This window comes from Pseudomonas sp. JUb42, from assembly GCF_024807945.1.
In the GTDB taxonomy this organism is placed as follows: domain Bacteria; phylum Pseudomonadota; class Gammaproteobacteria; order Pseudomonadales; family Pseudomonadaceae; genus Aquipseudomonas.
Map to the genome: position 1 here is coordinate 127,022 of NZ_JANUFD010000020.1, position 22,980 is coordinate 150,001.

A 22,980-nucleotide genomic window follows, 5' to 3' on the forward strand; every position below is an offset into this window, starting at 1 on the left:
TTGGGATTCCCGAATCAGCCGTTCTTCTGGTGTTGAGCAAGCGCCGCCTTGACGAAGCCACTGAACAGCGGATGGCCGTCGCGTGGTGTCGAGGTGAACTCCGGGTGGAACTGGCAGGCCACGAACCACGGATGGTCCGGCGATTCGACCACTTCAACCAGCGCGCCATCACCGGAACGACCGGAGATTTTCAGACCGGCTTCGATCAGGCTTGGCAGCAGCTTGTTGTTCACTTCATAACGGTGGCGGTGGCGCTCGACAATCACGTCCTTGGTGTAGCAGTCGTGAACCAGCGAACCCGGCTCCAGCAGGCAATCCTGTGCGCCCAGGCGCATGGTGCCGCCCAGGTCGGAGGATTCGGTACGGGTCTCGACCGCGCCGGTGGCATCTTCCCACTCGGTGATCAGGCCGACGACCGGATGGCCGCTGTTGCGATCGAACTCGGTGGAGTTGGCGTCTTTCCAGCCCAGCACGTTACGGGCGAACTCGATGACCGCCACCTGCATGCCCAGGCAGATACCCAGGTAGGGCACCTTGTTTTCGCGAGCGAACTGCACGGCGGTGATCTTGCCTTCCACACCGCGCAGGCCGAAACCGCCCGGTACGAGGATCGCGTCGACGCCTTCGAGCAGGGCAGTGCCCTGGTTCTCGATGTCTTCGGAGTCGATATAGCGCAGGTTGACCTTGGTACGGTTGGTGATGCCGGCGTGACTCATCGCTTCGATCAGCGACTTGTAGGCGTCCAGCAGCTCCATGTACTTGCCGACCATGGCGATGGTGACTTCATGCTCAGGGTTGAGCTTGGCATCAACCACCGCTTCCCACTCGGACAGGTCAGCGCTGCCGCATTGCAGGCCGAAACGCTCGACGACGAAATCATCCAGGCCCTGGGAATGCAGGATGCCCGGGATCTTGTAGATGGTATCGGCGTCTTCCAGCGCGATCACCGCACGTTCTTCAACGTTGGTGAACTGGGCGATCTTGCGACGCGACGAGATGTCGATCGGGTGATCGGAGCGGCAGACCAGCACGTCCGGCTGCAGGCCGATGGAGCGCAGCTCCTTGACCGAGTGCTGGGTCGGCTTGGTTTTGGTTTCGCCAGCGGTGGCAATGTAAGGCACCAGTGTCAGGTGCATCAGCATCGCGCGCTTGGCGCCGACTTCGAAGCGCAATTGACGAATGGCTTCGAGGAACGGTTGCGATTCGATATCACCGACCGTACCGCCGATCTCGACCAGGGCAACGTCGGCATCGCCTGCGCCCTTGATGATCCGGCGTTTGATTTCGTCGGTGATGTGCGGAATGACCTGAATGGTCGCGCCCAGATAATCACCACGGCGCTCTTTGCGCAGGACGTGTTCGTACACACGGCCAGTGGTGAAGTTGTTGTTCTGGGTCATGGTGGTGCGGATGAACCGCTCGTAGTGGCCCAGGTCCAGGTCGGTTTCGGCGCCGTCATGGGTGACGAACACTTCACCGTGCTGGAACGGGCTCATGGTGCCCGGGTCCACGTTGATATAGGGGTCCAGCTTGAGCATGGTGACCTTAAGTCCCCGCGCCTCCAGGATGGCCGCCAATGAAGCCGAGGCAATGCCTTTCCCCAATGAAGAAACAACACCGCCCGTGACGAAGATGTAGCGCGTCATGAAAAACCCTAGAAGTCTGCGTTAAAGCGGTCAGAGCCGCCGGGGAAAGCGAAGGAAGGCCGAAGCCCCCGATAACCGGTACAACTCACAGTGCACTCCCGAAATTGCTGCGTTGAACCTGACAGGCCGATGAAAGCCGTCGATGCGCGCCACATTTTTAGAATCGCCGAGTAAAGCTGGCTGGAAATCGGCAACTGCTGTCGATCTAAAAGAATCCACAGAAGCTGTATCAAGAAGGGAGCGTAGTCTACCGGAAAGGCGCTTTCAGCTCAAACCTTGATCGTTCGTCGGCGCCTGCCAATGAAAATTCCACTCGCCGAGGGCTCTGCCGTCGAGTCCGGGCAGGTTTGCCACGGCAATCAGGCGCTCGCCGGCATACAGCAGCGGCAATCGGTCGCGGACAAATAGCGGCACGCCCTGCTCGTTGAGCAGGCGCTTGAGATCACGGTGCCCGCGGTTCGGCAGCTGCATGACTTCACCGCCCTGGCGATAGCGCACTTGCAGCACCGCAGCAGGTCGGGCGCCGTCGATCAATACCTGGCCGTTACCCGGCAGCATCAGGGCAGGCTGTTGATCAGGCCACTCCAGTGATCCGGCGACGGGCCGCAGCCAGGCGCCGGACAACCACCACAGACGCCCGCCAACACGATGCAGTTCGCCGCCAGCCAGACGCCATACCGGCCTGCCCTCATGCCCGGCATCGCGCAGGTTTTGCCAACCGGTCCAATGCTCGCTGTCTGGCATTTGCGTCAGGGGTCGCAGCCAATGGCGCAGGAGATTACGCTGGCGCCGGTCAGACAAATCGACCAACGGTTGCATGACCAGAGATGGCAGGGGCAGCCAGGGCCAGGGTGATTCGCTGCGGGCGCGGGCCAGATCCTGCTCGGCCAGCTCGTCGAGCAGTTCCTGCGCCTCACTGAAATGTGCAGCAGCCCGGGCCATACTGGCACTCCCCTGGGGCCAGCGTGCATTCAACGCGGGCATGACCTGATGACGCAGGTAATTGCGCGCATAGTGGGCGTCGGCATTGCTTGGGTCTTCGATCCAGCTCAGTTGGTGCTGCTTGGCATAGACGAGCAACTCGGCCCGGGAAATATCCAGCAAAGGCCGTACGAGGCTGCCCTGCCCCAACGGACGATGAACCGGCATCGCCGCCAGCCCCCGCACTCCAGCGCCACGCAGCAGGCGAAACAACAGGGTTTCGGCCTGATCGTCACGATGCTGGGCGGTCAGTAGCACCTCACCGGCAGCCAGCAGGGACTGGAAAGCGCCATACCTGGCCTCACGAGCCGCGCGCTCCAGGCTCGCTCCCGGCTGTACCTGCACATGAATCACTTGCAAGGGCACGCCCAGGGCATCGCACACGGCCTGACAATGAGCCGGCCACGCATCAGCCGCCGTTTGCAGGCCATGGTGGATATGCACGGCTTTGATCGGGATCGTGGAGTGGGCTTTGAGCAGGTGCAGCAGGACGGTGGAGTCGAGGCCACCAGAGAAGGCGATGTACCAAGTTGGCGCGGATTGCCAGGGGGCCAGGGTGTCGAGCAGGCGCAAGGCCAGAGTTTTTTCGTACTTGCTCACGTTGACACCCAACTGTCGCGCAACAAACACGCACTCCGTAGGACCGGCTTTAGCCGGGAGGACGCCCTCGCGGCTAAAGCCGCTCCTACAGAAGGGACGCGTTTATCCGACGTCGATCAGAGACCGTAACTCATCAAACGCTCATAGCGACGAGCCAGCAGCGCCTCGTTATCAAACTTCTTGAGCATGGCCAGCTGGCTGATCAGTTCCTGGCGAATGCTCGCCGAGGCCAGTACCGGGTCACGGTGAGCGCCGCCCACTGGCTCGCCGATCACTTTGTCGACGATGCCCAGGCCTTTCAGGCGATCAGCGGTGATGCCCATGGCTTCGGCAGCATCCGGGGCCTTCTCTGCGGTTTTCCACAGAATAGAAGCACAACCTTCCGGCGAGATCACCGCATAGGTGGAATATTGCAGCATGTTCAGCTGGTCGCAGACACCAATGGCCAGCGCACCGCCGGAACCACCCTCGCCAATAACGGTGGCGATGATCGGGGTTTTCAGGCGCGCCATGACGCGCAGGTTCCAGGCAATCGCTTCGCTCTGGTTGCGCTCTTCGGCGTCGATACCCGGGTAAGCACCCGGCGTATCGATGAAGGTCAGGATCGGCATCTTGAAGCGCTCGGCCATTTCCATCAGGCGGCAGGCCTTGCGATAACCTTCAGGACGCGGCATGCCGAAGTTGCGGCGAACCTTCTCGCGCACTTCACGGCCTTTCTGATGGCCGATCACCATGACCGGCTGATCGTCCAGACGGGCAACGCCGCCGACAATCGCCGCGTCATCGGAGAAGTGACGGTCACCGTGCAGTTCGTCGAACTCGGTGAAGATGTGCTCGATGTAGTCCAGGGTGTAAGGACGACGCGGATGACGCGCCATGCGCGCGATCTGCCAACTGGTCAGGTTGCCGAAAATGCTTTCGGTGAGCGTATTGCTCTTCTCTTGCAGACGAGAGATTTCATCGCTGATGTTCAGCGAGTTGTCATTACCAACCAGGCGCAGCTCTTCGATCTTGGCTTGCAGGTCAGCGATCGGCTGTTCGAAATCCAGAAAATTCGGGTTCATAGGCATCCGTCTTGGGTCGACGGCCAGGCGGCCGACCGGTTGATCCGTAAGCGCCTTACCTTAAGGAAAAGGCGCATTCAGGTCGAGATTAAAAAATTCAGGGCTGAGGATAAGCGTTCAGCGATACTGGAGGAAGACGTTCTCACGTCCAAACTGGTCACGCAGTGCCTGAATCAGGCTATCTGCAGGATCAATTCGCCACTGTTCACCGAATTGCAGCAACGCTCGGGCATCCGGCCCCGTGTAATCGAGGGTGATCGGGCAGGCGCCGCGATGGCTCTTGCACAGATCTCCCAGCCAGCGCAGGCGGTCTCCCTTCAAGGCTTCGGCGCGCACCGTCAGGCGCAGGCTTTCGGCCAGATTGGTGCGGGCATCCTCGATGCTCATCACCCGCTTGGCGCGCAGACGCAGGCCGCCGGAGAAGTCATCGTTGCTGACCTCGCCTTCGACCACCACCATGGCATCGGTCTGCAGCAGCGAGCTGGCGGTATGGAAAGCCTCGGCGAACAATGACGCCTCGATCCTTCCAGAGCGGTCGTCGAGGGTGATGAAACCCATCTTGTCGCCCTTTTTGTTCTTCATCACGCGCAGAGCAATGATCAGCCCCGCGACGGTCTGGGTATCCCGGGCCGGCTTGAGGTCGATGATGCGCTGACGGGCGAAACGGCGAATCTCACCTTCGTATTCATCGATGGGGTGACCGGTCAGGTACAGCCCAAGGGTTTCCTTCTCTCCGCGCAGACGATCCTTGAGGCTGATCTCCCGGGCCTTGCGATGGTTGGCATAGACATCGGCATCTTCTTCGACGAACAGACCGCCAAACAGGTCGGCGTGACCGCTGTCATGGCTGCGCGCGGTCTGCTCGGCAGCCTGAATGGCTTCTTCCAGGGCGGCCAGCAGCACGCCGCGATTGCGGTCGATATTGGCTTGGTACGCCTTGGGCTCGGTCTCGAAGTACGGCCCCAGGACGTCCAGGGCACCACTGCGGATCAGGCCGTCGAGGGTGCGCTTGTTGACGCGTTTGAGGTCGACCCGGGCGCAGAAATCGAACAGGTCCTTGAACGGCCCGGCCTGACGCGCCTCGCTGATGGCTTCGACCGGGCTTTCGCCGACGCCCTTGATCGCGCCCAGGCCGTAGATGATGCGGCCGTCTTCGCTCACCGTGAACTTGAATTCGGACGAGTTCACGTCCGGCGCGTCGAGACGCAGCTTCATGGTGCGCACTTCTTCGATCAAGGTCACGACCTTGTCGGTGTTGTGCATATCCGCAGAAAGTACCGCCGCCATGAACGGCGCCGGGTAGTGGGTCTTGAGCCAGGCGGTCTGGTAGGACACCAGGCCGTAGGCGGCCGAGTGAGACTTGTTAAAGCCGTAACCGGCGAATTTTTCTACCAGGTCAAAGATGTTACCGGCAAGGTCAGCGTCGATATTGTTGGTCGCGCAACCTTCGATGAAGCCGCCGCGCTGCTTGGCCATTTCCTCGGGTTTTTTCTTACCCATGGCTCGGCGCAGCATGTCCGCACCGCCGAGGGTGTAACCGGCCATGACCTGGGCAATCTGCATCACCTGTTCCTGATACAGGATGATGCCGTAGGTCGGTGCCAGTACCGGCTTGAGGCCTTCGTACTGGTAATCGCTGTGCGGGTAGGCCAGTTCGGCGCGACCGTGCTTACGGTTGATGAAGTCGTCCACCATGCCCGATTGCAGCGGACCGGGACGGAACAGCGCCACCAGTGCGATCAAGTCTTCCAGGCAGTCGGGCTTGAGCTTTTTGATCAGCTCCTTCATGCCCCGGGATTCAAGCTGGAACACCGCCGTGGTCTCGGCTTTCTGCAGCAACTGGTAGGTCGGCGCGTCATCCAGAGGAATGAAGGCGATATCCAGCGGCTCCTGATCGACCTTGGCCCGGTCGCGGTTGATGGTCTTGAGCGCCCAGTCGATGATGGTCAGGGTCCGCAGGCCGAGGAAGTCGAACTTCACCAGGCCCGCCGCCTCGACGTCATCCTTGTCGAACTGGGTCACCAGGCCGTCACCGGCCTCGTCGCAATAGATCGGCGAGAAGTCAGTGAGCTTGGTCGGCGCGATCACCACGCCGCCGGCGTGTTTACCGACGTTACGCACCACGCCTTCGAGCTTGCGCGCCATCTCCCAGATTTCTGCCGCTTCCTCATCGACCTTGAGGAAGTCGCGCAGGATTTCTTCCTGCTCGTAGGCTTTCTCGAGCGTCATGCCGACTTCGAACGGAATCATTTTCGACAGACGGTCGGCCAGGCCATAAGACTTGCCCTGTACCCGCGCCACGTCCCGCACCACCGCCTTGGCCGCCATGGAACCGAAGGTGATGATCTGGCTCACCGCGTTGCGACCGTATTTCTCGGCCACGTAATCGATCACGCGGTCGCGGCCATCCATGCAGAAGTCGACGTCGAAGTCGGGCATGGAAACCCGTTCCGGGTTCAGGAAGCGTTCGAACAGCAGGTCATATTCCAGCGGATCAAGGTCGGTGATCTTCTGTACATAGGCCACCAGCGACCCGGCACCCGACCCCCGGCCAGGGCCGACCGGTACGCCGTTGCTCTTGGCCCACTGGATAAAGTCCATAACGATCAGGAAGTAGCCGGGGAAGCCCATCTGGATAATGATATCCAGCTCGAAATTCAGCCGGTCGACGTAGACCTGGCGCTTGGCTTCGTAGTCTTCGGTGGTGTCCTTGGGCAGCAGCACCGTCAGGCGCTCTTCCAGGCCGTCGAAGGAGACCTTGCGGAAGTATTCGTCGATGGTCATGCCATCGGGAATCGGGAAGTTGGGCAGGAAGTGGGTGCCCAGCTTCACATCGATGTTGCAGCGCTTGGCGATTTCGACGGTGTTTTCCAGCGCCTCGGGCAAGTCGCTGAACAGCTCGGCCATTTCCTCGGCGCTCTTGAGGTACTGCTGATCGCTGTAGTTGTGCGAGCGACGCGGGTCGTCCAGAGCGCGGCCTTCACCGATGCAGACGCGGGTCTCGTGGGCCTCGAAGTCTTCCTGCTTGATGAAGCGCACATCATTGGTCGCCACCAGCGGCGCGCCATGGCGATCAGCCAAGGCGACGGCGGCGTGCAGATGCTCTTCATCGTTGACGCGGTTGGTGCGCTGGATTTCCACGTAGAAGCGATCAGGAAAGACCGCCATCCATTCTTTGAGCAACTGGTCGGCGTCGGCCGGATTTGAGCCCAGCAGGGCCATGCCGATTTCGCCCTCCTTGGCCGCCGACAGCATGATCAGGCCGTCGTTGGCTTCGGCTACCCACTCACGCTCAATGATGATCTGACCGTTGCGCTGACCATCGATAAAGCCACGGGAAATCAGCTCGGTCAGGTTGCGATAGCCTTGCGGGTTCATCACCAGCAGGCTGATGCGCGACAGGGTTTCCTGATCCTTGCCCAGCAACCAAAGGTCCGCACCGCAAATCGGCTTGATCCCGGCGCCCATGGAGGCTTTGTAGAATTTGACCAGCGAACACATGTTGTTCTGATCGGTCACGGCCACCGCAGGCATATTCAGGCCGGTCAGGGCCTTGACCAGGGGTTTGACCCGGACCAGACCGTCGACCAGCGAGTATTCGGTGTGCAGGCGTAGATGAACGAAAGAAGCCGGCATGGTGATCCTATAGCGCTAGAACACAAAAAACGAAGGCAGGGATTGTACCGGGACGAAAGGCTTGTGTGCGCACGTCCGTCAGCTCAGCCCAGGAGCAAATCCGTATCAAGAGATTGACCCATGGCCTCACGCGCTTCATAGGCCGCGCGGACAGGGCCGAACGAACGCCGATGGATGGGCGTCGGCCCCAGGCGCGCCAAGGCTTCCAGGTGCACCGGCGTCGGATAGCCCTTGTGCCCGCCGATACCGTAGCCCGGATAGATCAGCTCAAAGGCGGCCATTTCCCGGTCGCGACTGACCTTGGCCAGAATGGAAGCGGCAGCAATGGCAGGCACCTTGGCATCACCCTGGATCACCGGCGCGCTGGGCACCGCCAGCTTGGGGCAACGGTTGCCATCGATCAACGCCAGTCTCGGCGTGATGCTCAGGCCCTCGACCGCGCGCTGCATGGCCAGCATGGTGGCATGGAGAATATTCAGGCGATCGATTTCCTCGACCTCGGCCCGGGCGATGCACCAGCACAGGGCCTTTTCCATGATCTCGTCGTAGAGCTTGTCGCGCTTAGCTTCGGTGAGTTTCTTCGAGTCGTTGAGCCCGAGGATCGGCCGGTTCGGATCAAGAATCACCGCCGCTGTGACCACGGCGCCACACAAGGGGCCGCGACCGACCTCATCGACCCCGGCTACCAGCTCTTCGACCAGACTGAAATCCAGACCCATTTGCATTGATCGCGTACTCATAGTGAAGACGTTTGGCCCAACAGCGCGAGCACGGCATCGGCGGCCTGATTCGAGGCGTCGCGGCGCAAAATATGCTGCAGCTCGGCGAAACCATCGGTCTGCGCCCGGCCGTCATTGAGCAATGGCAGCAAGGTTTGCGCCAATGCATCGGGGGTGGCCGCGTCCTGCAATAGCTCAGGAACCAGCAGGCGCTGGGCCAGCAGATTGGGCAGGGAAACGTAAGGACTTTTGACCAGGCGCTTGAGAATCCAGTAGGTCAGCGGCGCCAGACGATAGGCGACCACCATGGGCCGCTTGTACAGCAGTGCTTCCAGGGTCGCCGTGCCCGAGGCAATCAGTACCGCATCGCAGGCCGCCAGGGCCACATGGGAGCGACCATCGAGCAACATTACCGGCAGGTCACGGCCTTGCAGCTGTTGCTCGATCTGGGCGCGGCGATGGCTGTTGGCGCAGGGCAGAACAAAACGGATGCCCGGCCGCTGCGCCAGCATGCGCTGAGCAGCATCGAAAAACAGCGTGCCCAAACGCCCGACTTCACCGCCACGACTGCCCGGCATCAAGGCGACGACCGTCTCTTTGCCCAAGCCCAGTTCGACTCGGGCGGCGTCACGGTCAGCCTCGAGGGGAATGGTGTCGGCAAGCGGATGGCCGACGAAACGCACCGGCACGCCCTTCTCTTCATAGAAACGCGCTTCGAACGGCAGCAGAGTCAGCATCAGATCGCAGCCTTCGCGAATCTTCAGCACCCGCTTCTGCCGCCAGGCCCAGACCGACGGGCTGACGTAATGCACGGTCTTGATCCCGGCCTGACGCAGCTTGAGTTCGACATTGAGGGTGAAATCGGGGGCATCGATGCCAATGAAGACATCCGGCTTTTCGGCGATCAGGGTCTCGATCAGCAGCTTGCGTCGCCCCAGCAGCTCGCGCAGGCGACCCAACACCTCGACCAGGCCCATCACCGACAGGCGTTCCATGGGAAAGTACGAGGTCAGGCCTTCAGCTTCCATCAACGGGCCGCCGACGCCGATAAATTCGATGGCAGGATGACGGGCCTTGAGTGCCCGCATCAGACCGGAACCGAGGATATCCCCCGACGCTTCACCGGCAACCAGGGCGACACGCAATACACTCGTCATGGTCAGCGGGTGATGCCGCGGGTCGAACACTGGATGGACTGCAGGAACACGGCGACTTCAGGATACTGCGCAGCGGGCTCGGCCAGCTCGGCAATCGCCTGATCAACCGTCAGGCCCTGGCGATAGACCACTTTATAAGCCCGACGCAGCGCATGAATGGCTTCTTCGCTGAAGCCGCGGCGACGCATACCTTCGAAGTTCATGCTGCGCGCTTCTGCCGGGTTACCGAATACGGTAACGAACGCCGGAACATCCTTGCCAATGGCCGTGCCCATGCCGGAAAAGCTGTGGGCGCCGATATGGCAGAACTGATGGACCAGGGTAAAACCGGAAAGAATCGCCCAATCGTCAACATGTACATGGCCAGCCAACGCCGTGTTGTTGACCAGGATGCAATGGTTGCCGATGACACTGTCGTGGCCGATATGGGCATAGGCCATGATCAGGTTGTGATCACCCAGGGTGGTTTCAGCGCGGTCTTGAATGGTGCCGCGGTGAATGGTCACGCCTTCGCGGATGACGTTGTGATCACCGATCACCAGACGCGTTGCTTCGCCCTTGTACTTGAGGTCCGGGGTATCTTCACCCACGGACGAAAACTGGTAGATGCGGTTGTGCCTGCCAATTTTCGTCGGGCCACGCAGGATAACGTGCGGCCCGATGACCGTACCCTCGCCAATTTCCACATCGGCTCCGATGATCGACCATGGGCCGACCTCGACATCGTCAGCCAGGATGGCTGTCGGATCGATGATTGCGCGAGGGTCAATCAAACTCATAGTTTACGTTCCGCACAGATGATTTCTGCGGAGCATACAGGTTTGCCGTCGACCGAGGCCTGGCATTCAAACTTCCAGATCTGGCGCTTGCAGCTGATGAATTTGGCTTCAAGGATCAACTGGTCGCCCGGCGTTACAGGCTGGCGGAAGCGCAGCTTGTCGGAACCGACAAAGTAATAAAGGGTGCCATCAGCCGGTTTCACGTCGAGCATTTTGAAACCGAGAATACCGGCAGCCTGGGCCATCGCTTCGATGATCAGGACACCCGGCATGATCGGGTGCTGAGGGAAGTGGCCGTTGAAGAAAGGCTCGTTGATGCTGACATTCTTGTAGGCACGAATGCTTTTGCTCTCGACATCCAGCTCCACCACACGGTCCACAAGCAGGAACGGGTAGCGATGAGGCAGGTATTCGCGAATTTCTGTGATGTCCATCATTTCGAGGGGAAGCCTGTAGTAAAGATTGGGAGTGCGCGACGGACGCGCAGCATTCCTCTGCATATCAAGGACGTCGCTTATCGACTGATCGCACCTGATATGAAAAAAGTATCAGCCATCTGATGAAGCTTGGGCGCCTGAGGTCACTGTCTCGACAATCTTTTCCAGTTTCTGCAGGCGTCGTGCTGTTTCATCCAGTTTACGGATGCGTGCAGCACTTTTACGCCACTCGGCCGCTGGTTGCATCGCCGTACCCGAGGAATAGGCCCCTGGTTCGGTAATGGAATGCGTGACCATGGTCATGCCGGTGATGAAAACGTTGTCGCAGATCTCGATATGCCCGACCAGCCCGACGCCGCCTGCGAGCATGCAGTGCTTGCCGATCTTGCTGCTGCCGGAAATACCGACACAGGCCGCCATGGCCGTGTGATCGCCGATCTGTACGTTGTGAGCGATCTGGATCTGGTTGTCGAGCTTCACGCCATTGCCGATGCGGGTATCAGCCAGTGCGCCACGGTCGATGGCGGTGTTCACGCCAATCTCCACGTCATCGCCAATCAATACACCGCCGATCTGCGCGATTTTCTGCCAAATGCCTTTCTCGTTGGCGAAACCGAAGCCCTCGCCGCCCAGCACCGCACCGGACTGAATCACTACGCGCTCACCGATACGCACATCGTGGTAGAGGGTCACACGCGGGGCCAACCAGCCACCGGCACCGATTTCACAGCGGGCGCCGATAAAGCAGTGGGCACCGATGGTCACCCCGGCCGCAATCTGCGCGCCGCTTTCGATCACGGCAAAGGCACCGACACTGGCCATTGGATCAACCTGGGCATCAGCCGCGATCACTGCCGTCGGATGCACACCGGGGGCGGCCTTGGGCTTGGGATCGAACAGATGGGAAATCCGCGCGTAGGCCAGATACGGGTCCGGCACAAGCAGCGCATCCCCGGCAAAACCTTCGGCGTCAGCAGGCTTGAGCAAGACGGCTGAGGCATGGGTTTCGGCGAGGAATTTGCGGTACTGCGGATTGGCCAGGAAGCTGACTTGACCCGGGCCGGCCTCTTGCAGAGTCGCCAGCCCAGTGATGCCCCTGTCCGCAGCGCCACGGAGAGTGGCGCCGAGGAACTCGGCCAATTGGCCGAGCTTGATGGTTGCGCTCATGATTACTTCAGCTGGTTCATGCGCTCGATGACCTGGCGGGTCACGTCATACTGAGGCTTGACGTCGATCACCGCACCACGCTCGAACACCAGGTCATAGGCGCCTTTCTTGATAACTTCTTCTACTGCCTGGTCCAGCTTGGGCTTGAGTTGCTTGAGCATTTCGCGGTCAGCAACAGCTTTGGCTTCGTTCAGCTCCTTGGACTGGAACTGGAAGTCGCGGGCCTTTTGCTTGAATTCAAGCTCCAGACGCTCACGCTCAGGCTGGGCCATCTTGTCGCCACCGGCAACCAGACGATCCTGAATGCCCTTGGCGCTGCTTTCCAGGGTTTTGAGCTTGTTCAGTTGCGGGCCGAACTTCTTCTCGGCGTCCACGGCGTAGGCCTTGGCTGCGTCGGATTCAAGCAAAGCCATCTGATAGTTCAGTACCGCGATTTTCATGTCGGCAAAAGCCGGGGTCGCTGCCAGAACAGTTGCCAGCAGTACCAATTGAGTCAACTTACGCACAATACAACTCCTACGGAATTCGTTGTCATTATCAGGTCAGACACTTAGAACGTCTGGCCCAGGGAGAATTGGAAAATCTGGGTTTCGGCATCGCTGTCCGGCTTCTTCACAGGCATGGCCAGAGCGAAGCTCAACGGACCGAGCGCAGTGATCCAGGTCACGCCTACACCCACGGAACTGGCCAGGCCGGAGAGGTCAACGTTGCTGCACTTGACCTTCTCGCCGGTGCCGGTTCGGATGGAGGTACTGCAGTTACTGTCGAAGACGTTACCCACGTCCCAGAACAAAGAAGTACGCAGCGAACGCTGATCCTTGATGAACGGCAGCGGGAACATGACTTCTACACCACCCTGCACCAGGACGTTACCGCCGAACGGCAGCGGATCCTGATCCGGGTCGGCAAGAGTGCCTCGAGCAGCGTTGGCCTGGCTAGGCGTACTGCGTGGACCCAGGGTACTGTCCTTGAAACCACGAACCGAGTTGAAGCCACCGGCATAGTAGTTCTCGTAGAACGGCAGGCCCGACGTGGAACCATAACCGTCGCCATAACCCAGCTCGGTGTGCAGACGCAGGGTGTAGTCAGAGGTAATCGGGTGGAAGTACTGGGCGCGGTAGTCCAGCTTGTAGAAATACAGGTCGCTACCCGGAATCGTGGTTTCCAGCACCAGGCTTTGCGAATGACCACGAGTCGGCAGCGTCCCCTTGTTCAGGGTTGACTCGGACCAGCCGGCCGAAGCCTTGAAGTTGGTGTAATCCTTACCTTCCTTCTCTACGAAGTCGAAGATCTCTTCAACGGTGTAGGTACCGGTCTTGATCTGGTCGTGCTGTACGGTCAGGCCGAAGTTCAGACGCGAGGTTTCGTTGATCGGGTAGCCAAGGCTGACACCGGCACCGTAGCTGTCGACCGCATAGCTCGCAACGTCAACGTCGAGGTCTTTATAGTCGGTGGTGCGATAGAAGGCGTTATAGCCCAGGCTCACGCCATCCGGAGTGAAGTACGGATCGACATAGCTGAAGTTATAACGGCTCTGGTATTCGCTGCGGGTCAAACCGATGCTGACCTTGTTCCCGGTACCGAGGAAGTTGTTCTGGCTGATCGAACCACCGAGGATCAGGCCCGCACTCTGGGCGAAACCGACGCTGGCAGTGATCGAACCGGATGCCTGCTCTTCAACCGCGTAGTTGACGTCAACCTGGTCGTCAGTACCCGGAACAGCCGGAGTTTCAACCTTCACTTCCTTGAAGAAGCCCAGACGGTCAAGACGGGTCTTGGACTGGTCGATCAGGTAGGTCGAAGCCCAGCCACCTTCCATCTGACGCATTTCACGACGCAGTACGTCGTCCGCAGTCTTGGTGTTGCCACGGAAGTTGATGCGGTTGACGTAGGCACGCTTGCCCGGATCGACACCGAAAGTGATATCAACCGTGTGGTCTTCATCATGTGGAGTCGGCACGCCGTTGACGTTGGCGAAGGTATAGCCTTCGTTACCCAGACGACGGGTGATCAGCTCAGAGGTAGTGGTCATCAGCTTGCGCGAGAACACCTGGCCCGGCTTGACCAGCAGCAGGGACTTGACCTGATCTTCCGGCACTTTCAGGTCGCCGCTCAGGGCAACCGACTTGACGGTGTATTTCTCGCCTTCGTTGACGTTGACCGTGATGAACACGCTCTTCTTGTCCGGCGAAATCGAAACCTGGGTCGAGGCGATATCCATATTGATATAGCCGCGATCAAGGTAGTACGAACGCAGACGTTCCAGGTCACCGGAGAGTTTTTCCCGGGCGTACTTGTCGTCGTTCTTGAAGAAGGAAAGCCAGTTGGTGGTCTTGAGCTCGAACAGACCAATCAGGTCTTCATCCGGGAACACCGAGTTACCCACCACGTTGATGTGCTGGATAGCGGCAACGGTGCCTTCGTTGATGTCGATCTTCAGGCCTACACGGTTACGCGGCTGCGGTACGACTTCGGCCTTCACCTCGGCCGAATAACGACCCTGCGCCACATACTGGCGTTGCAGTTCGTTACGCACACCTTCGAGGGTCGCGCGCTGGAAGATCTCGCCTTCGGCGAGGCCCGACGACTTCAGACCTTTCATCAGGTCTTCTGTGGAGATTGCCTTGTTACCGTCGATTTCAATGCTCGAAACCGAAGGTCGTTCGACCACGGTGATAACGAGGACATTGCCATCGCGGCCGAGCTGGATATCTTGAAAGAACCCGGTTTTAAACAGCGCACGAGTGGCCTCGACCAGACGACTATCATCCGCTTGCTCGCCCACGTTCAGCGGCAAGGCGCCAAAGACACTGCCGGCGGAAACCCGCTGGAGGCCATTGACCCGGATATCGGAGATAGTGAAGGACTCGGCGTGAACTTCAGCGATCATCAGTACGGCGAGAACCGCAGTTAGCAGCAGACGTTTCATGAAGTCCTTTCTTATTCCAACTGGCAATAAACAAACTGCCGCAAAATGCGGCAGGTTCGCAACACAGCGAAGCTTTATAGTCGGCCCAGATCGTTGACCAGTGCGAGCAACATCACGCCCACCACCAGACTGATACCAATCTGAACCCCCCAACCCTGTACTCTTTCCGAGAGCGGGCGACCACGCGCCCATTCAATCAGATAGAACAAAAGATGCCCCCCATCCAACACAGGAATAGGCAGCAGATTCAGAACCCCCAGGCTTATGCTCAGGTAAGCAAGGAAATTCAGGAAATCACCAATGCCTGACTGGGCCGAAGCGCCCGCCACTTTAGCAATGGTTATCGGTCCACTCAAGTTTTTTACCGAGAGCTCGCCGAACAACATTTTGCGCAATGAATCGAGGGTCAGCACACTCATGGTCCATGTGCGCCTGGCCCCCTCTGCCACGGCGGCCACCGGGCCATAACTGACCTCACGAAGCATCTGCGGCGGCCAGTCTACAGGCTTGACGCCAGCGCCCATATAACCTGTCGCCGCCTTGCCCTCACCGTGCACGGCCAGGGTCAGGGGCACATCAAACTGTGCGCCGTCACGCTCTACCCGCAGCATGACCTTGGCATTGGGACGCTGACGCACCCAATCGACGATCTGTTGCCACTCATCAACCCCGTGACCATCGAGCATCACCAGGCGGTCACCAGTTTTCAGCCCAGCAGCCTGGGCCGGGCCTTGTGGATCGAGTTCTGCGAGCACCGGCGCCAGGGCCGGACGCCATGGGCGAATACCCAGGGACTTGATCGGATCCGGCTCATCAGCCCCTTTGAGCCAGTCATTGAGTTGCAGGGTGTGCGGGGTGGGCACTGTCGAACCCTGCTCCTGCACCATCACCGCAATCGAACCGCTTTCGCCGAGACGCCGCACCAACTGCAGATTCACCGCCGCCCAACCGCTGGTCGCCTCACCGTCGACCGAGACGATTTCCTGACCCGTACTCAACCCGGCCTGCTGGGCAATACTGCCCGGCTCGACCGCACCGATCACCGGACGCACCTGCTGACTGCCCAGCATCGCCAGTACCCAGAAGAAGGCAATGGCAAGCAGGAAGTTGGCAACCGGCCCGGCGATCACGATGGCGATACGTTGATAAACCGTCTTGCGGTTGAAGGCCTGATCGAGCAGCGCCTGAGGCACTTCACCTTCGCGCTCGTCGAGCATCTTGACGTAGCCACCCAAAGGGATGGCGGCCACTACATATTCGGTGCCCTGGCGATCACGCCAGCGGACCAGCGGTGTGCCGAACCCGACAGAGAAACGCAACACCTTGACGCCACAACGCCGGGCCACCCAAAAGTGACCAAATTCGTGAAAGGTTACCAGCACACCCAAAGCCACCAGGGTGCCGACAATCATATAGAGCGCGCTCATCAACTTTCTCCGGGGCACTGATTCATGGGGGTCAGCAAGACAACAGGTAAATGGCAGAGCCCCTGCCCCACCCGACTTGCACAACAACCAGCCCAGTCACCGTCTGTTTACTTACCGCCCGTGCCGGCCAAGCCATTGCTCGGCCAGCACGCGCGCTTTTGAGTCCACTTCGAATACCGTCTCCAGCTCATCCAGCGCAATGACCGACTGCTGACCGAGAACGTCCTCGATCATACTCGCGATCTCAAGATAACGGATGCGTCGATCAAGAAACGCTGCCACCGCCACCTCGTTTACCGCATTCAGAGTCGCGGGGGCACTGTCACCGGCCTCGGCCGCCTGACGCGCCAGGCGCAGGCAGGGAAAACGCCGTTCGTCGGGAGCATGGAAATCCAGTCTGGCGATACTGAACAAATCCAGCGGCGCAACCCCCGAATCAATGCGTACAGGCCAGGCCAGAGCATTGGCGATGGGCGTGCGCATGTCCGGATTACCCAACTGGGCCAGCACCGAACCGTCGACGTAATCGACCAGGGAGTGAATCACGCTCTGGGGATGGATCACCACCTCGACCTGGGCTGGCCGCGCATCGAACAGCCAGCAGGCCTCGATCAGCTCCAGCCCCTTGTTCATCATGCTTGCCGAGTCCACCGAGATCTTGCGGCCCATCGACCACACAGGGTGGGCGCAGGCCTGTTCGGGGGTGACGTCGTGCAATTCGGCCAGCGGTGTTTCGCGAAACGGTCCGCCCGACGCGGTCAGCAGAATCCGCCGTACACCCACAGCATTCAGGCCGCGGGAATAGTCGTTCGGCATGCACTGAAAAATCGCATTGTGCTCGCTGTCGATCGGCAGCAGCACTGCGCCATGCTGTCGCACGGCCTGCATGAACAGGCTGCCGGACATCACCAGCGACTCTTTATTGGCCAGCAACACCTTCTTGCCCGCCTCGACCGCCGCCAGCGTCGGCCGCAGCCCGGCCGCGCCGACAATGGCTGCCAGTACGGTATCGACCTGGGCGTGCCCGGCGACTTCGCAAAGGCCTTCTTCACCGACCAGGACACGGGTATCCAGGCCCGCAGCCACCAGATCATCCTGAAGCTTGCGCGCCACGTCCTGGGTCGGCACCACGGCATAACGCGGCACATGGCGCACGCACAGGGCCAGTAACTCTTTCAGACGAGTAAAACCGGTCAGGGCGAAGACTTGATAGAGATTAGGGTGACGGGCAATAACATCCAGAGTGCTGAGGCCTACCGAACCGGTAGCCCCAAGAACCGTAATCTGTTGGGCACGACTCACATCGCACCCCAGTTGGCAGCCCAGAGCAACACGGCAAATACCGGAATGGCAGCCGTCAGGCTGTCGATACGATCCAGCACACCGCCATGGCCCGGCAGCAGATTGCTGCTGTCCTTGATGCCGGACTGACGCTTGAACATGCTTTCAGTCAGGTCGCCGACAACGGAAATAAACACCACCACGGCCGCACCCAACAAACCGAACAGCAGCTCCGATGCCGACCAATGACGAAGCAGACCGACCACCAGGGTAATCATCAGGCTTGCCACCAGACCGCCGTAGACACCCTCCCAGCTCTTGCCCGGGCTGACCTTGGGCGCCAGCTTGCGCTTGCCGAAGGCCTTGCCGGAAAAGTAGGCACCGATATCAGCGCCCCAGACCAGCACCATCACGGCGAGGATCAGCCAGTTGCCCAGAGGCCATTGTTTGATCAGGACCAGACCTTGCCAGGCCGGAAGTAGAATCAGCAGACCGATCACCAGCTTGCTGGCAACACTGGCCCAGCGCTCACTGGAGGCCGGATAGGTCAACACCAGGTAGGTCGCCGCGACCCACCAGATCATCGCCACACCCAGTACCCACGGCGCCAGGCCTGGCAACAGGTTCAGCACAAACAGCAGGACCGCCACCAGTGCGGCATAGCCCACCCGGGCGGGCTGGGCGTTGAAACCGGCCAGACGCGCCCATTCCCAGGCACCCAGGGTGACTACAAAGCCGATAAACAAGGCAAAACCTGCGCCGGAGAGCAGGAAAAATCCGCACAGCGCGATCGGCAGCAGAATAAGTGCCGTAATGATTCGTTGTTTCAGCATTAAGCCCGGGCTCCAGCTTCGATCTGCTCGCTCGTTTTACCGAAGCGGCGCTGACGCGAAGCGAAATCTGCCAGCGCGGCGCGCATGGCATCGTGTTTGAAGTCCGGCCAGAACAGGTCGGAGAAGTACAGCTCGGCGTAAGCCAGCTGCCATAACAGGAAATTACTGATGCGGTGTTCCCCGCCAGTACGAATGCATAAGTCCGGCAGCGGCAAATCGCCCGTTGCCAGACAGGTCTGCAGCAGCTCCGGGGAAATATCCTCGGGGCGCAAATGGCCCGCCTGAACTTCTCGCGCCAGGCGTTGAGCAGCCTGGGCGATGTCCCACTGCCCGCCATAATTGGCGGCAATCTGCAGGACAAAGCGGTTATTGCCAGCCGTAGCCTGCTCGGCCTCACGCATCGCGGCCTGAAGCTCAGGGTGAAAACGCGAGCGATCGCCGATGATACGCAAGCTGATATTGTTTTCATTCAGACGCCGGGTTTCACGGCGCAAGGCCGTGAAAAACAGCTCCATCAGCGCACCGACTTCCTCAGCCGGGCGCTGCCAGTTTTCACTGGAGAAAGCGAACAACGTCAGCACCTCGACCTTGGCCTCGGCACACACCTCTATGACCGCGCGGACAGCGTCCACGCCCGCCTTGTGCCCGGCGACACCGGGCAGCAGGCGTTTTTTCGCCCAGCGGTTATTGCCATCCATGATGATCGCTACATGACGCGGCACCGATGAAAGTGCTGTCAGCTTGGTCTTTTCCATGAAAGCTTCCCGGCCCTTATACGGCCATCAGGTCCGCTTCTTTCTGCTTGGTAGCCGCGTCGATATCGGCCTCTGCCTTGTCGGTCAACTTCTGGATATCGGCAGCTGCGCGACGCTCTTCGTCTTCGCTGATTTCCTTGTCCTTGACCAGCTTCTTAACGTCGCCCAGGGCATCGCGACGAATGTTGCGCACGGCAACACGCGCATCTTCAGCAGCACTGCGCGCCTGCTTGGTGAAGCCCTTGCGGGTTTCTTCGGTCAGGGCCGGCATGGAGATCAGCAGCATTTCGCCTAGGTTGGTCGGATTGAGGTTCAGGCCTGCGCTCTGAATCGCCTTGTCGACTGCGGCGAGCATGTTGCGCTCGAAAGCCACGACCTGCAGGGTGCGAGAGTCTTTCACGGTGACGTTGGCAACGCCGCTCAACGGCGTATCAGCGCCGTAGTAAGGCACCATCACGCTGCCCAGAATGCTTGGGTGAGCCTTGCCGGTACGAATCTGGCCAAATGCATGGGCCAGGGACTCGAGGGACTTCTGCATGCGCTCCTGAGCGTCTTTCTTGATTTCGTTGATCATTGTTGAGCTTCCTCGATCAGTGTTCCTTCAGCGCCACCATGTACGATATTCAGCAGGGCGCCGGGCTTGTTCATGTTGAAGACCCGCAGGGGCATATTATGGTCGCGGCACAGGCAGATCGCCGTCAGATCCATGACACCCAGTTTGCGATCCAGCACTTCATCGTAAGTCAGATGATCGAACTTCTCTGCATGGGGGTCTTTGAACGGGTCTGCGGTGTACACGCCATCGACCTTGGTTGCCTTGAGCACGACGTCGGCGTCGATTTCGATGGCGCGCAGGCAGGCGGCGGAGTCGGTGGTAAAAAATGGATTACCGGTACCGGCCGCGAAAATCACCACTTCCTTGGAGTTGAGGTGACGCATGGCCTTGCGACGATCGTAGTGATCGGTCACGCCCACCATGGAGATCGCCGACATCACGATAGCCGAGATATTGGCACGCTCAAGCGCATCGCGCATCGCCAGGGCATTCATCACCGTAGCCAGCATACCCATGTGGTCGCCGGTAACGCGATCCATGCCGGCAGCACTCAGGGCTGCACCACGGAACAGGTTGCCACCGCCAATGACCAGGCCGACCTGAACGCCGATTCCTACCAACTGCCCCACTTCGAGTGCCATGCGATCCAGAACCTTGGGATCGATGCCGAACTCTTCGGACCCCATCAGGGCCTCGCCGCTCAGTTTGAGTAGAATGCGTTTATAGCGAGCCTGATGACCACTGCCCTGCTGAGCCATTGCGAATCTCTCCTGCGGCGTTTACTTGAAAAAAATCTTACAGGCTCTTTCAACCTGCGCTAACTCTAGCCTGACGCTGCTACAGCGTCACAAAGATGTCGCCTTGTAAGCTACATCTTCAAGGAAAACAAATACTTTTCCCTTTTGAAAAAGAGGCCGCGCGCGTAAGCGGGCAGCCTCTTCGGATCGACAGTCGCTAAACCGTCTTACTGCTTGCTGGCAGCTACTTGAGCAGCGACTTCTTCAGCGAAGTTGTCGACTGGCTTCTCGATGCCTTCACCCACCTTGAAGTAGGTGAACGAAACGATTTCAGCGCCGGCTTTCTTGGCCAGATCACCGACCTTGATTTCAGGGTTCTTGACGAACGCCTGCTCAACCAGACTTGCTTCAGCCAGGAACTTGGTGATGCGACCGCCCACCATTTTCTCGACGATTTCAGCAGGCTTGCCTTTGATCTTGTCTTCGTTCAGTTGCAGGAAGACGCCTTTTTCGCGCTCGATCGCTTCGGCCGAAACTTCCGAAGGCAGCAGGAATTCAGGGTTGCTGGCTGCTACGTGCATCGCGATGTCTTTGGCCAGCTCAGCGTCGCCGCCTTTGAGGACCACAACCACGCCGATCTTGTTACCGTGCAGGTAAGCATTGACCACATCACCTTCGATGTTGGCCAGACGACGGATGTTGACGTTTTCGCCGACCTTGGCAACCAGGGCGGTACGCGCAGTTTCTTGCGCTTCGATCAGCGGAGCAACGTCGGAGACGTTGTCAGCGAAGGCTTTTTCCAGGCTGGCGGTAACGAAGTTCTTGAAATCGTCCTGCAGAGCCAGGAAGTCAGTCTGGGAGTTGACTTCGATGATGATGGCACGCTTGCCGTCTTCGCTGACCTTGACGCCGATAGCGCCTTCAGCAGCAATGTTGCCGGCTTTCTTGGCAGCCTTGATGGCGCCCGAAGCACGCATATCGTCGATAGCTTTCTCGATGTCGCCGCCAGCCTTGGTCAAGGCCTTTTTGCAATCCATCATGCCTTCGCCGGTACGCTCGCGCAGTTCTTTGACCAACGCTGCAGTAATCTCTGCCATTTTAAAATCCTCTTTGGATAGGTCTTAAACCATTCCACCCGCAATGCGGGCGTTCAAAATTCTTGAAAGCACAGGCTGACAGCCAAACATGACAACAGGGTCACGATAACGTCAGCAACTGGTTTTCCAGGAGGCAAAAAGGGGGCCTAGCCCCCTTTTTGCGCACTGAGTAAGCGTCAGGCGCTAGCCTCTCAGCCTTCTACAGCAGCTGCTGGAGCTTCTTCGACGTAAACGTCGGTGCCGCCAGCAGTGTTGTTGCGACCACGGATAACAGCGTCAGCCATCGAACCCATGTACAGCTGGATAGCGCGGATTGCGTCATCGTTGCCTGGGATGATGTAGTCAACGCCTTCCGGGCTGCTGTTGGTGTCAACGACGCCAATGACCGGGATACCCAGTTTGTTGGCTTCGGTGATCGCGATGCGCTCGTGATCAACGTCGATGACGAACAGTGCGTCAGGCAGACCGCCCATGTCCTTGATACCACCCAGGCTACGATCCAGCTTTTCCAGATCGCGAGTGCGCATCAGCGCCTCTTTCTTGGTCAGCTTGGCGAAAGTACCGTCTTCGGCCTGGATTTCCAGGTCGCGCAGGCGCTTGATCGAGGCACGGATGGTTTTGAAGTTGGTCAGCATGCCGCCCAACCAGCGGTGATCGACGTACGGCGAACCGCAACGTGCTGCTTCTTCAGCAACGATCTTGCCAGCGGAACGCTTGGTGCCGACGAACAGAATCTTGTTTTTGCCCTGGGCCAGGCGCTCAACGAAAGTCAGAGCTTCGTTGAACATAGGCAGGGTTTTTTCAAGGTTGATGATGTGGATCTTGTTACGCGCGCCGAAAATGTATTTACCCATTTTCGGGTTCCAGTAACGGGTTTGGTGACCGAAGTGCACACCGGCCTTCAGCATATCGCGCATGTTGACTTGGGACATGATAGTTCCTTGATAAGTCGGGTTAGGCCTCCACGTATCCCAATGACCAACCAGCGGCTCGAGCCGCAGGCACCCAGGTCATCGTGTCGACACGTGTGTGGGTTTGTGCTTTCACGGGCGTACCCGGAAAGCGGCGCATTTTATACCACAAAAGGTTGGGAAACGGAACACGCAACACACGCCTTGTGACAGGCAGATTACGCCTTATATAGAAGACACGATAATCACCCGTCGCCGACGGTCTGAT

Annotated in this window: 19 protein-coding genes; all 19 read right to left on the bottom strand. The window is 59.3% G+C overall.

What is annotated here, in order from left to right:
• Window positions 1-14: 14 nt before the first annotated feature.
• The 19 genes from M2401_RS31100 to rpsB all read right to left on the bottom strand — a co-directional run bounded on the left by M2401_RS31100 (window position 15) and on the right by rpsB (window position 22,733).
• Entirely contained in the window at window positions 15-1,646 is a 1,632-nt protein-coding gene (locus M2401_RS31100) for a CTP synthase (RefSeq protein ID WP_259109894.1), read from the bottom strand.
• Window positions 1,647-1,910: 264 nt separating this feature from the next.
• The gene (gene tilS / locus M2401_RS31105) at window positions 1,911-3,227 is read right to left on the bottom strand and encodes a tRNA lysidine(34) synthetase TilS (protein ID WP_259109896.1); all 1,317 of its coding nucleotides are present in this window, start codon (window positions 3,225-3,227) and stop codon (window positions 1,911-1,913) included.
• Window positions 3,228-3,343: 116 nt separating this feature from the next.
• On the bottom strand, window positions 3,344-4,291 hold the full coding sequence (gene accA / locus M2401_RS31110; RefSeq protein ID WP_259109898.1) for an acetyl-CoA carboxylase carboxyl transferase subunit alpha: 948 nt from the start codon (window positions 4,289-4,291) through the stop codon (window positions 3,344-3,346).
• A gap of 117 nt (window positions 4,292-4,408) precedes the next feature.
• Entirely contained in the window at window positions 4,409-7,927 is a 3,519-nt protein-coding gene (dnaE, locus tag M2401_RS31115; RefSeq protein WP_259109901.1) for a DNA polymerase III subunit alpha, read from the bottom strand.
• Between the two features lie 83 nt (window positions 7,928-8,010).
• Complete coding sequence (rnhB, locus tag M2401_RS31120; protein ID WP_259109964.1) at window positions 8,011-8,652, bottom strand: ribonuclease HII; 642 nt, start codon at window positions 8,650-8,652, stop codon at window positions 8,011-8,013.
• A gap of 11 nt (window positions 8,653-8,663) precedes the next feature.
• A complete protein-coding gene (lpxB, locus tag M2401_RS31125) occupies window positions 8,664-9,803 on the bottom strand; it encodes a lipid-A-disaccharide synthase (protein ID WP_259109903.1) in 1,140 nt (379 codons plus the stop codon).
• 2 nt (window positions 9,804-9,805) lie between these two features.
• The gene (gene lpxA, locus M2401_RS31130) at window positions 9,806-10,582 is read right to left on the bottom strand and encodes an acyl-ACP--UDP-N-acetylglucosamine O-acyltransferase (RefSeq protein ID WP_259109906.1); all 777 of its coding nucleotides are present in this window, start codon (window positions 10,580-10,582) and stop codon (window positions 9,806-9,808) included.
• Window positions 10,579-11,019, bottom strand: a complete 441-nt coding sequence (gene fabZ, locus M2401_RS31135; RefSeq protein WP_259109908.1) for a 3-hydroxyacyl-ACP dehydratase FabZ — start codon at window positions 11,017-11,019, stop codon at window positions 10,579-10,581. The genes lpxA and fabZ overlap by 4 nt, the downstream gene beginning before the upstream one ends.
• A 111-nt stretch (window positions 11,020-11,130) precedes the next feature.
• Entirely contained in the window at window positions 11,131-12,186 is a 1,056-nt protein-coding gene (gene lpxD, locus M2401_RS31140) for a UDP-3-O-(3-hydroxymyristoyl)glucosamine N-acyltransferase (RefSeq protein WP_259109910.1), read from the bottom strand.
• Window positions 12,187-12,188: 2 nt separating this feature from the next.
• Complete coding sequence (locus M2401_RS31145; RefSeq protein ID WP_259109912.1) at window positions 12,189-12,692, bottom strand: OmpH family outer membrane protein; 504 nt, start codon at window positions 12,690-12,692, stop codon at window positions 12,189-12,191.
• A gap of 44 nt (window positions 12,693-12,736) precedes the next feature.
• Window positions 12,737-15,115, bottom strand: a complete 2,379-nt coding sequence (bamA, locus tag M2401_RS31150) for an outer membrane protein assembly factor BamA (protein ID WP_259109914.1) — start codon at window positions 15,113-15,115, stop codon at window positions 12,737-12,739.
• Window positions 15,116-15,189: 74 nt separating this feature from the next.
• Window positions 15,190-16,542, bottom strand: a complete 1,353-nt coding sequence (gene rseP / locus M2401_RS31155; protein WP_259109916.1) for a sigma E protease regulator RseP — start codon at window positions 16,540-16,542, stop codon at window positions 15,190-15,192.
• Window positions 16,543-16,653: 111 nt separating this feature from the next.
• Window positions 16,654-17,844 carry a 1-deoxy-D-xylulose-5-phosphate reductoisomerase gene (gene ispC, locus M2401_RS31160; protein WP_259109918.1) on the bottom strand — a complete coding sequence of 397 codons (1,191 nt, stop codon included), beginning with the start codon at window positions 17,842-17,844 and terminating at the stop codon, window positions 16,654-16,656.
• Window positions 17,841-18,656, bottom strand: a complete 816-nt coding sequence (locus tag M2401_RS31165) for a phosphatidate cytidylyltransferase (protein ID WP_259109920.1) — start codon at window positions 18,654-18,656, stop codon at window positions 17,841-17,843. The genes ispC and M2401_RS31165 overlap by 4 nt, the downstream gene beginning before the upstream one ends.
• Window positions 18,656-19,411, bottom strand: a complete 756-nt coding sequence (uppS, locus tag M2401_RS31170; protein WP_259109922.1) for a polyprenyl diphosphate synthase — start codon at window positions 19,409-19,411, stop codon at window positions 18,656-18,658. Before uppS ends, M2401_RS31165 begins: the two co-directional genes overlap by 1 nt.
• A gap of 16 nt (window positions 19,412-19,427) precedes the next feature.
• Window positions 19,428-19,985, bottom strand: a complete 558-nt coding sequence (gene frr, locus M2401_RS31175) for a ribosome recycling factor (protein ID WP_259109924.1) — start codon at window positions 19,983-19,985, stop codon at window positions 19,428-19,430.
• A complete protein-coding gene (gene pyrH / locus M2401_RS31180; protein ID WP_259109926.1) occupies window positions 19,982-20,725 on the bottom strand; it encodes a UMP kinase in 744 nt (247 codons plus the stop codon). The genes frr and pyrH overlap by 4 nt, the downstream gene beginning before the upstream one ends.
• Window positions 20,726-20,931: 206 nt before the next feature.
• Window positions 20,932-21,801: a translation elongation factor Ts gene (tsf, locus tag M2401_RS31185; protein ID WP_259109928.1), complete on the bottom strand. Its 870-nt coding sequence runs from the start codon at window positions 21,799-21,801 to the stop codon at window positions 20,932-20,934.
• Between the two features lie 191 nt (window positions 21,802-21,992).
• Window positions 21,993-22,733 (bottom strand): 30S ribosomal protein S2, encoded by a 741-nt coding sequence (gene rpsB, locus M2401_RS31190; protein WP_259109931.1) that lies wholly within the window; start codon window positions 22,731-22,733, stop codon window positions 21,993-21,995.
• Between the last annotated feature and the right edge of the window lie 247 nt (window positions 22,734-22,980).

Excerpts from the sequence above, each read along its gene's own strand:
- lpxD (WP_259109910.1), bottom strand. The coding sequence starts at position 12,186 with ATGAGCGCAACCATCAAGCTCGGCCAATTGGCCGAGTTCCTCGGCGCC.
- uppS (WP_259109922.1), bottom strand. The coding sequence starts at position 19,411 with ATGGAAAAGACCAAGCTGACAGCACTTTCATCGGTGCCGCGTCATGTA.
- tsf (WP_259109928.1), bottom strand. The coding sequence starts at position 21,801 with ATGGCAGAGATTACTGCAGCGTTGGTCAAAGAACTGCGCGAGCGTACC.
- frr (WP_259109924.1), bottom strand. The coding sequence starts at position 19,985 with ATGATCAACGAAATCAAGAAAGACGCTCAGGAGCGCATGCAGAAGTCC.
- fabZ (WP_259109908.1), bottom strand. The coding sequence starts at position 11,019 with ATGATGGACATCACAGAAATTCGCGAATACCTGCCTCATCGCTACCCG.
- rseP (WP_259109916.1), bottom strand. The coding sequence starts at position 16,542 with ATGAGCGCGCTCTATATGATTGTCGGCACCCTGGTGGCTTTGGGTGTG.
- bamA (WP_259109914.1), bottom strand. The coding sequence starts at position 15,115 with ATGAAACGTCTGCTGCTAACTGCGGTTCTCGCCGTACTGATGATCGCT.
- M2401_RS31165 (WP_259109920.1), bottom strand. The coding sequence starts at position 18,656 with ATGCTGAAACAACGAATCATTACGGCACTTATTCTGCTGCCGATCGCG.
- rnhB (WP_259109964.1), bottom strand. The coding sequence starts at position 8,652 with ATGCAAATGGGTCTGGATTTCAGTCTGGTCGAAGAGCTGGTAGCCGGG.
- rpsB (WP_259109931.1), bottom strand. The coding sequence starts at position 22,733 with ATGTCCCAAGTCAACATGCGCGATATGCTGAAGGCCGGTGTGCACTTC.
- dnaE (WP_259109901.1), bottom strand. The coding sequence starts at position 7,927 with ATGCCGGCTTCTTTCGTTCATCTACGCCTGCACACCGAATACTCGCTG.
- M2401_RS31100 (WP_259109894.1), bottom strand. The coding sequence starts at position 1,646 with ATGACGCGCTACATCTTCGTCACGGGCGGTGTTGTTTCTTCATTGGGG.
- accA (WP_259109898.1), bottom strand. The coding sequence starts at position 4,291 with ATGAACCCGAATTTTCTGGATTTCGAACAGCCGATCGCTGACCTGCAA.
- pyrH (WP_259109926.1), bottom strand. The coding sequence starts at position 20,725 with ATGGCTCAGCAGGGCAGTGGTCATCAGGCTCGCTATAAACGCATTCTA.
- lpxA (WP_259109906.1), bottom strand. The coding sequence starts at position 10,582 with ATGAGTTTGATTGACCCTCGCGCAATCATCGATCCGACAGCCATCCTG.
- lpxB (WP_259109903.1), bottom strand. The coding sequence starts at position 9,803 with ATGACGAGTGTATTGCGTGTCGCCCTGGTTGCCGGTGAAGCGTCGGGG.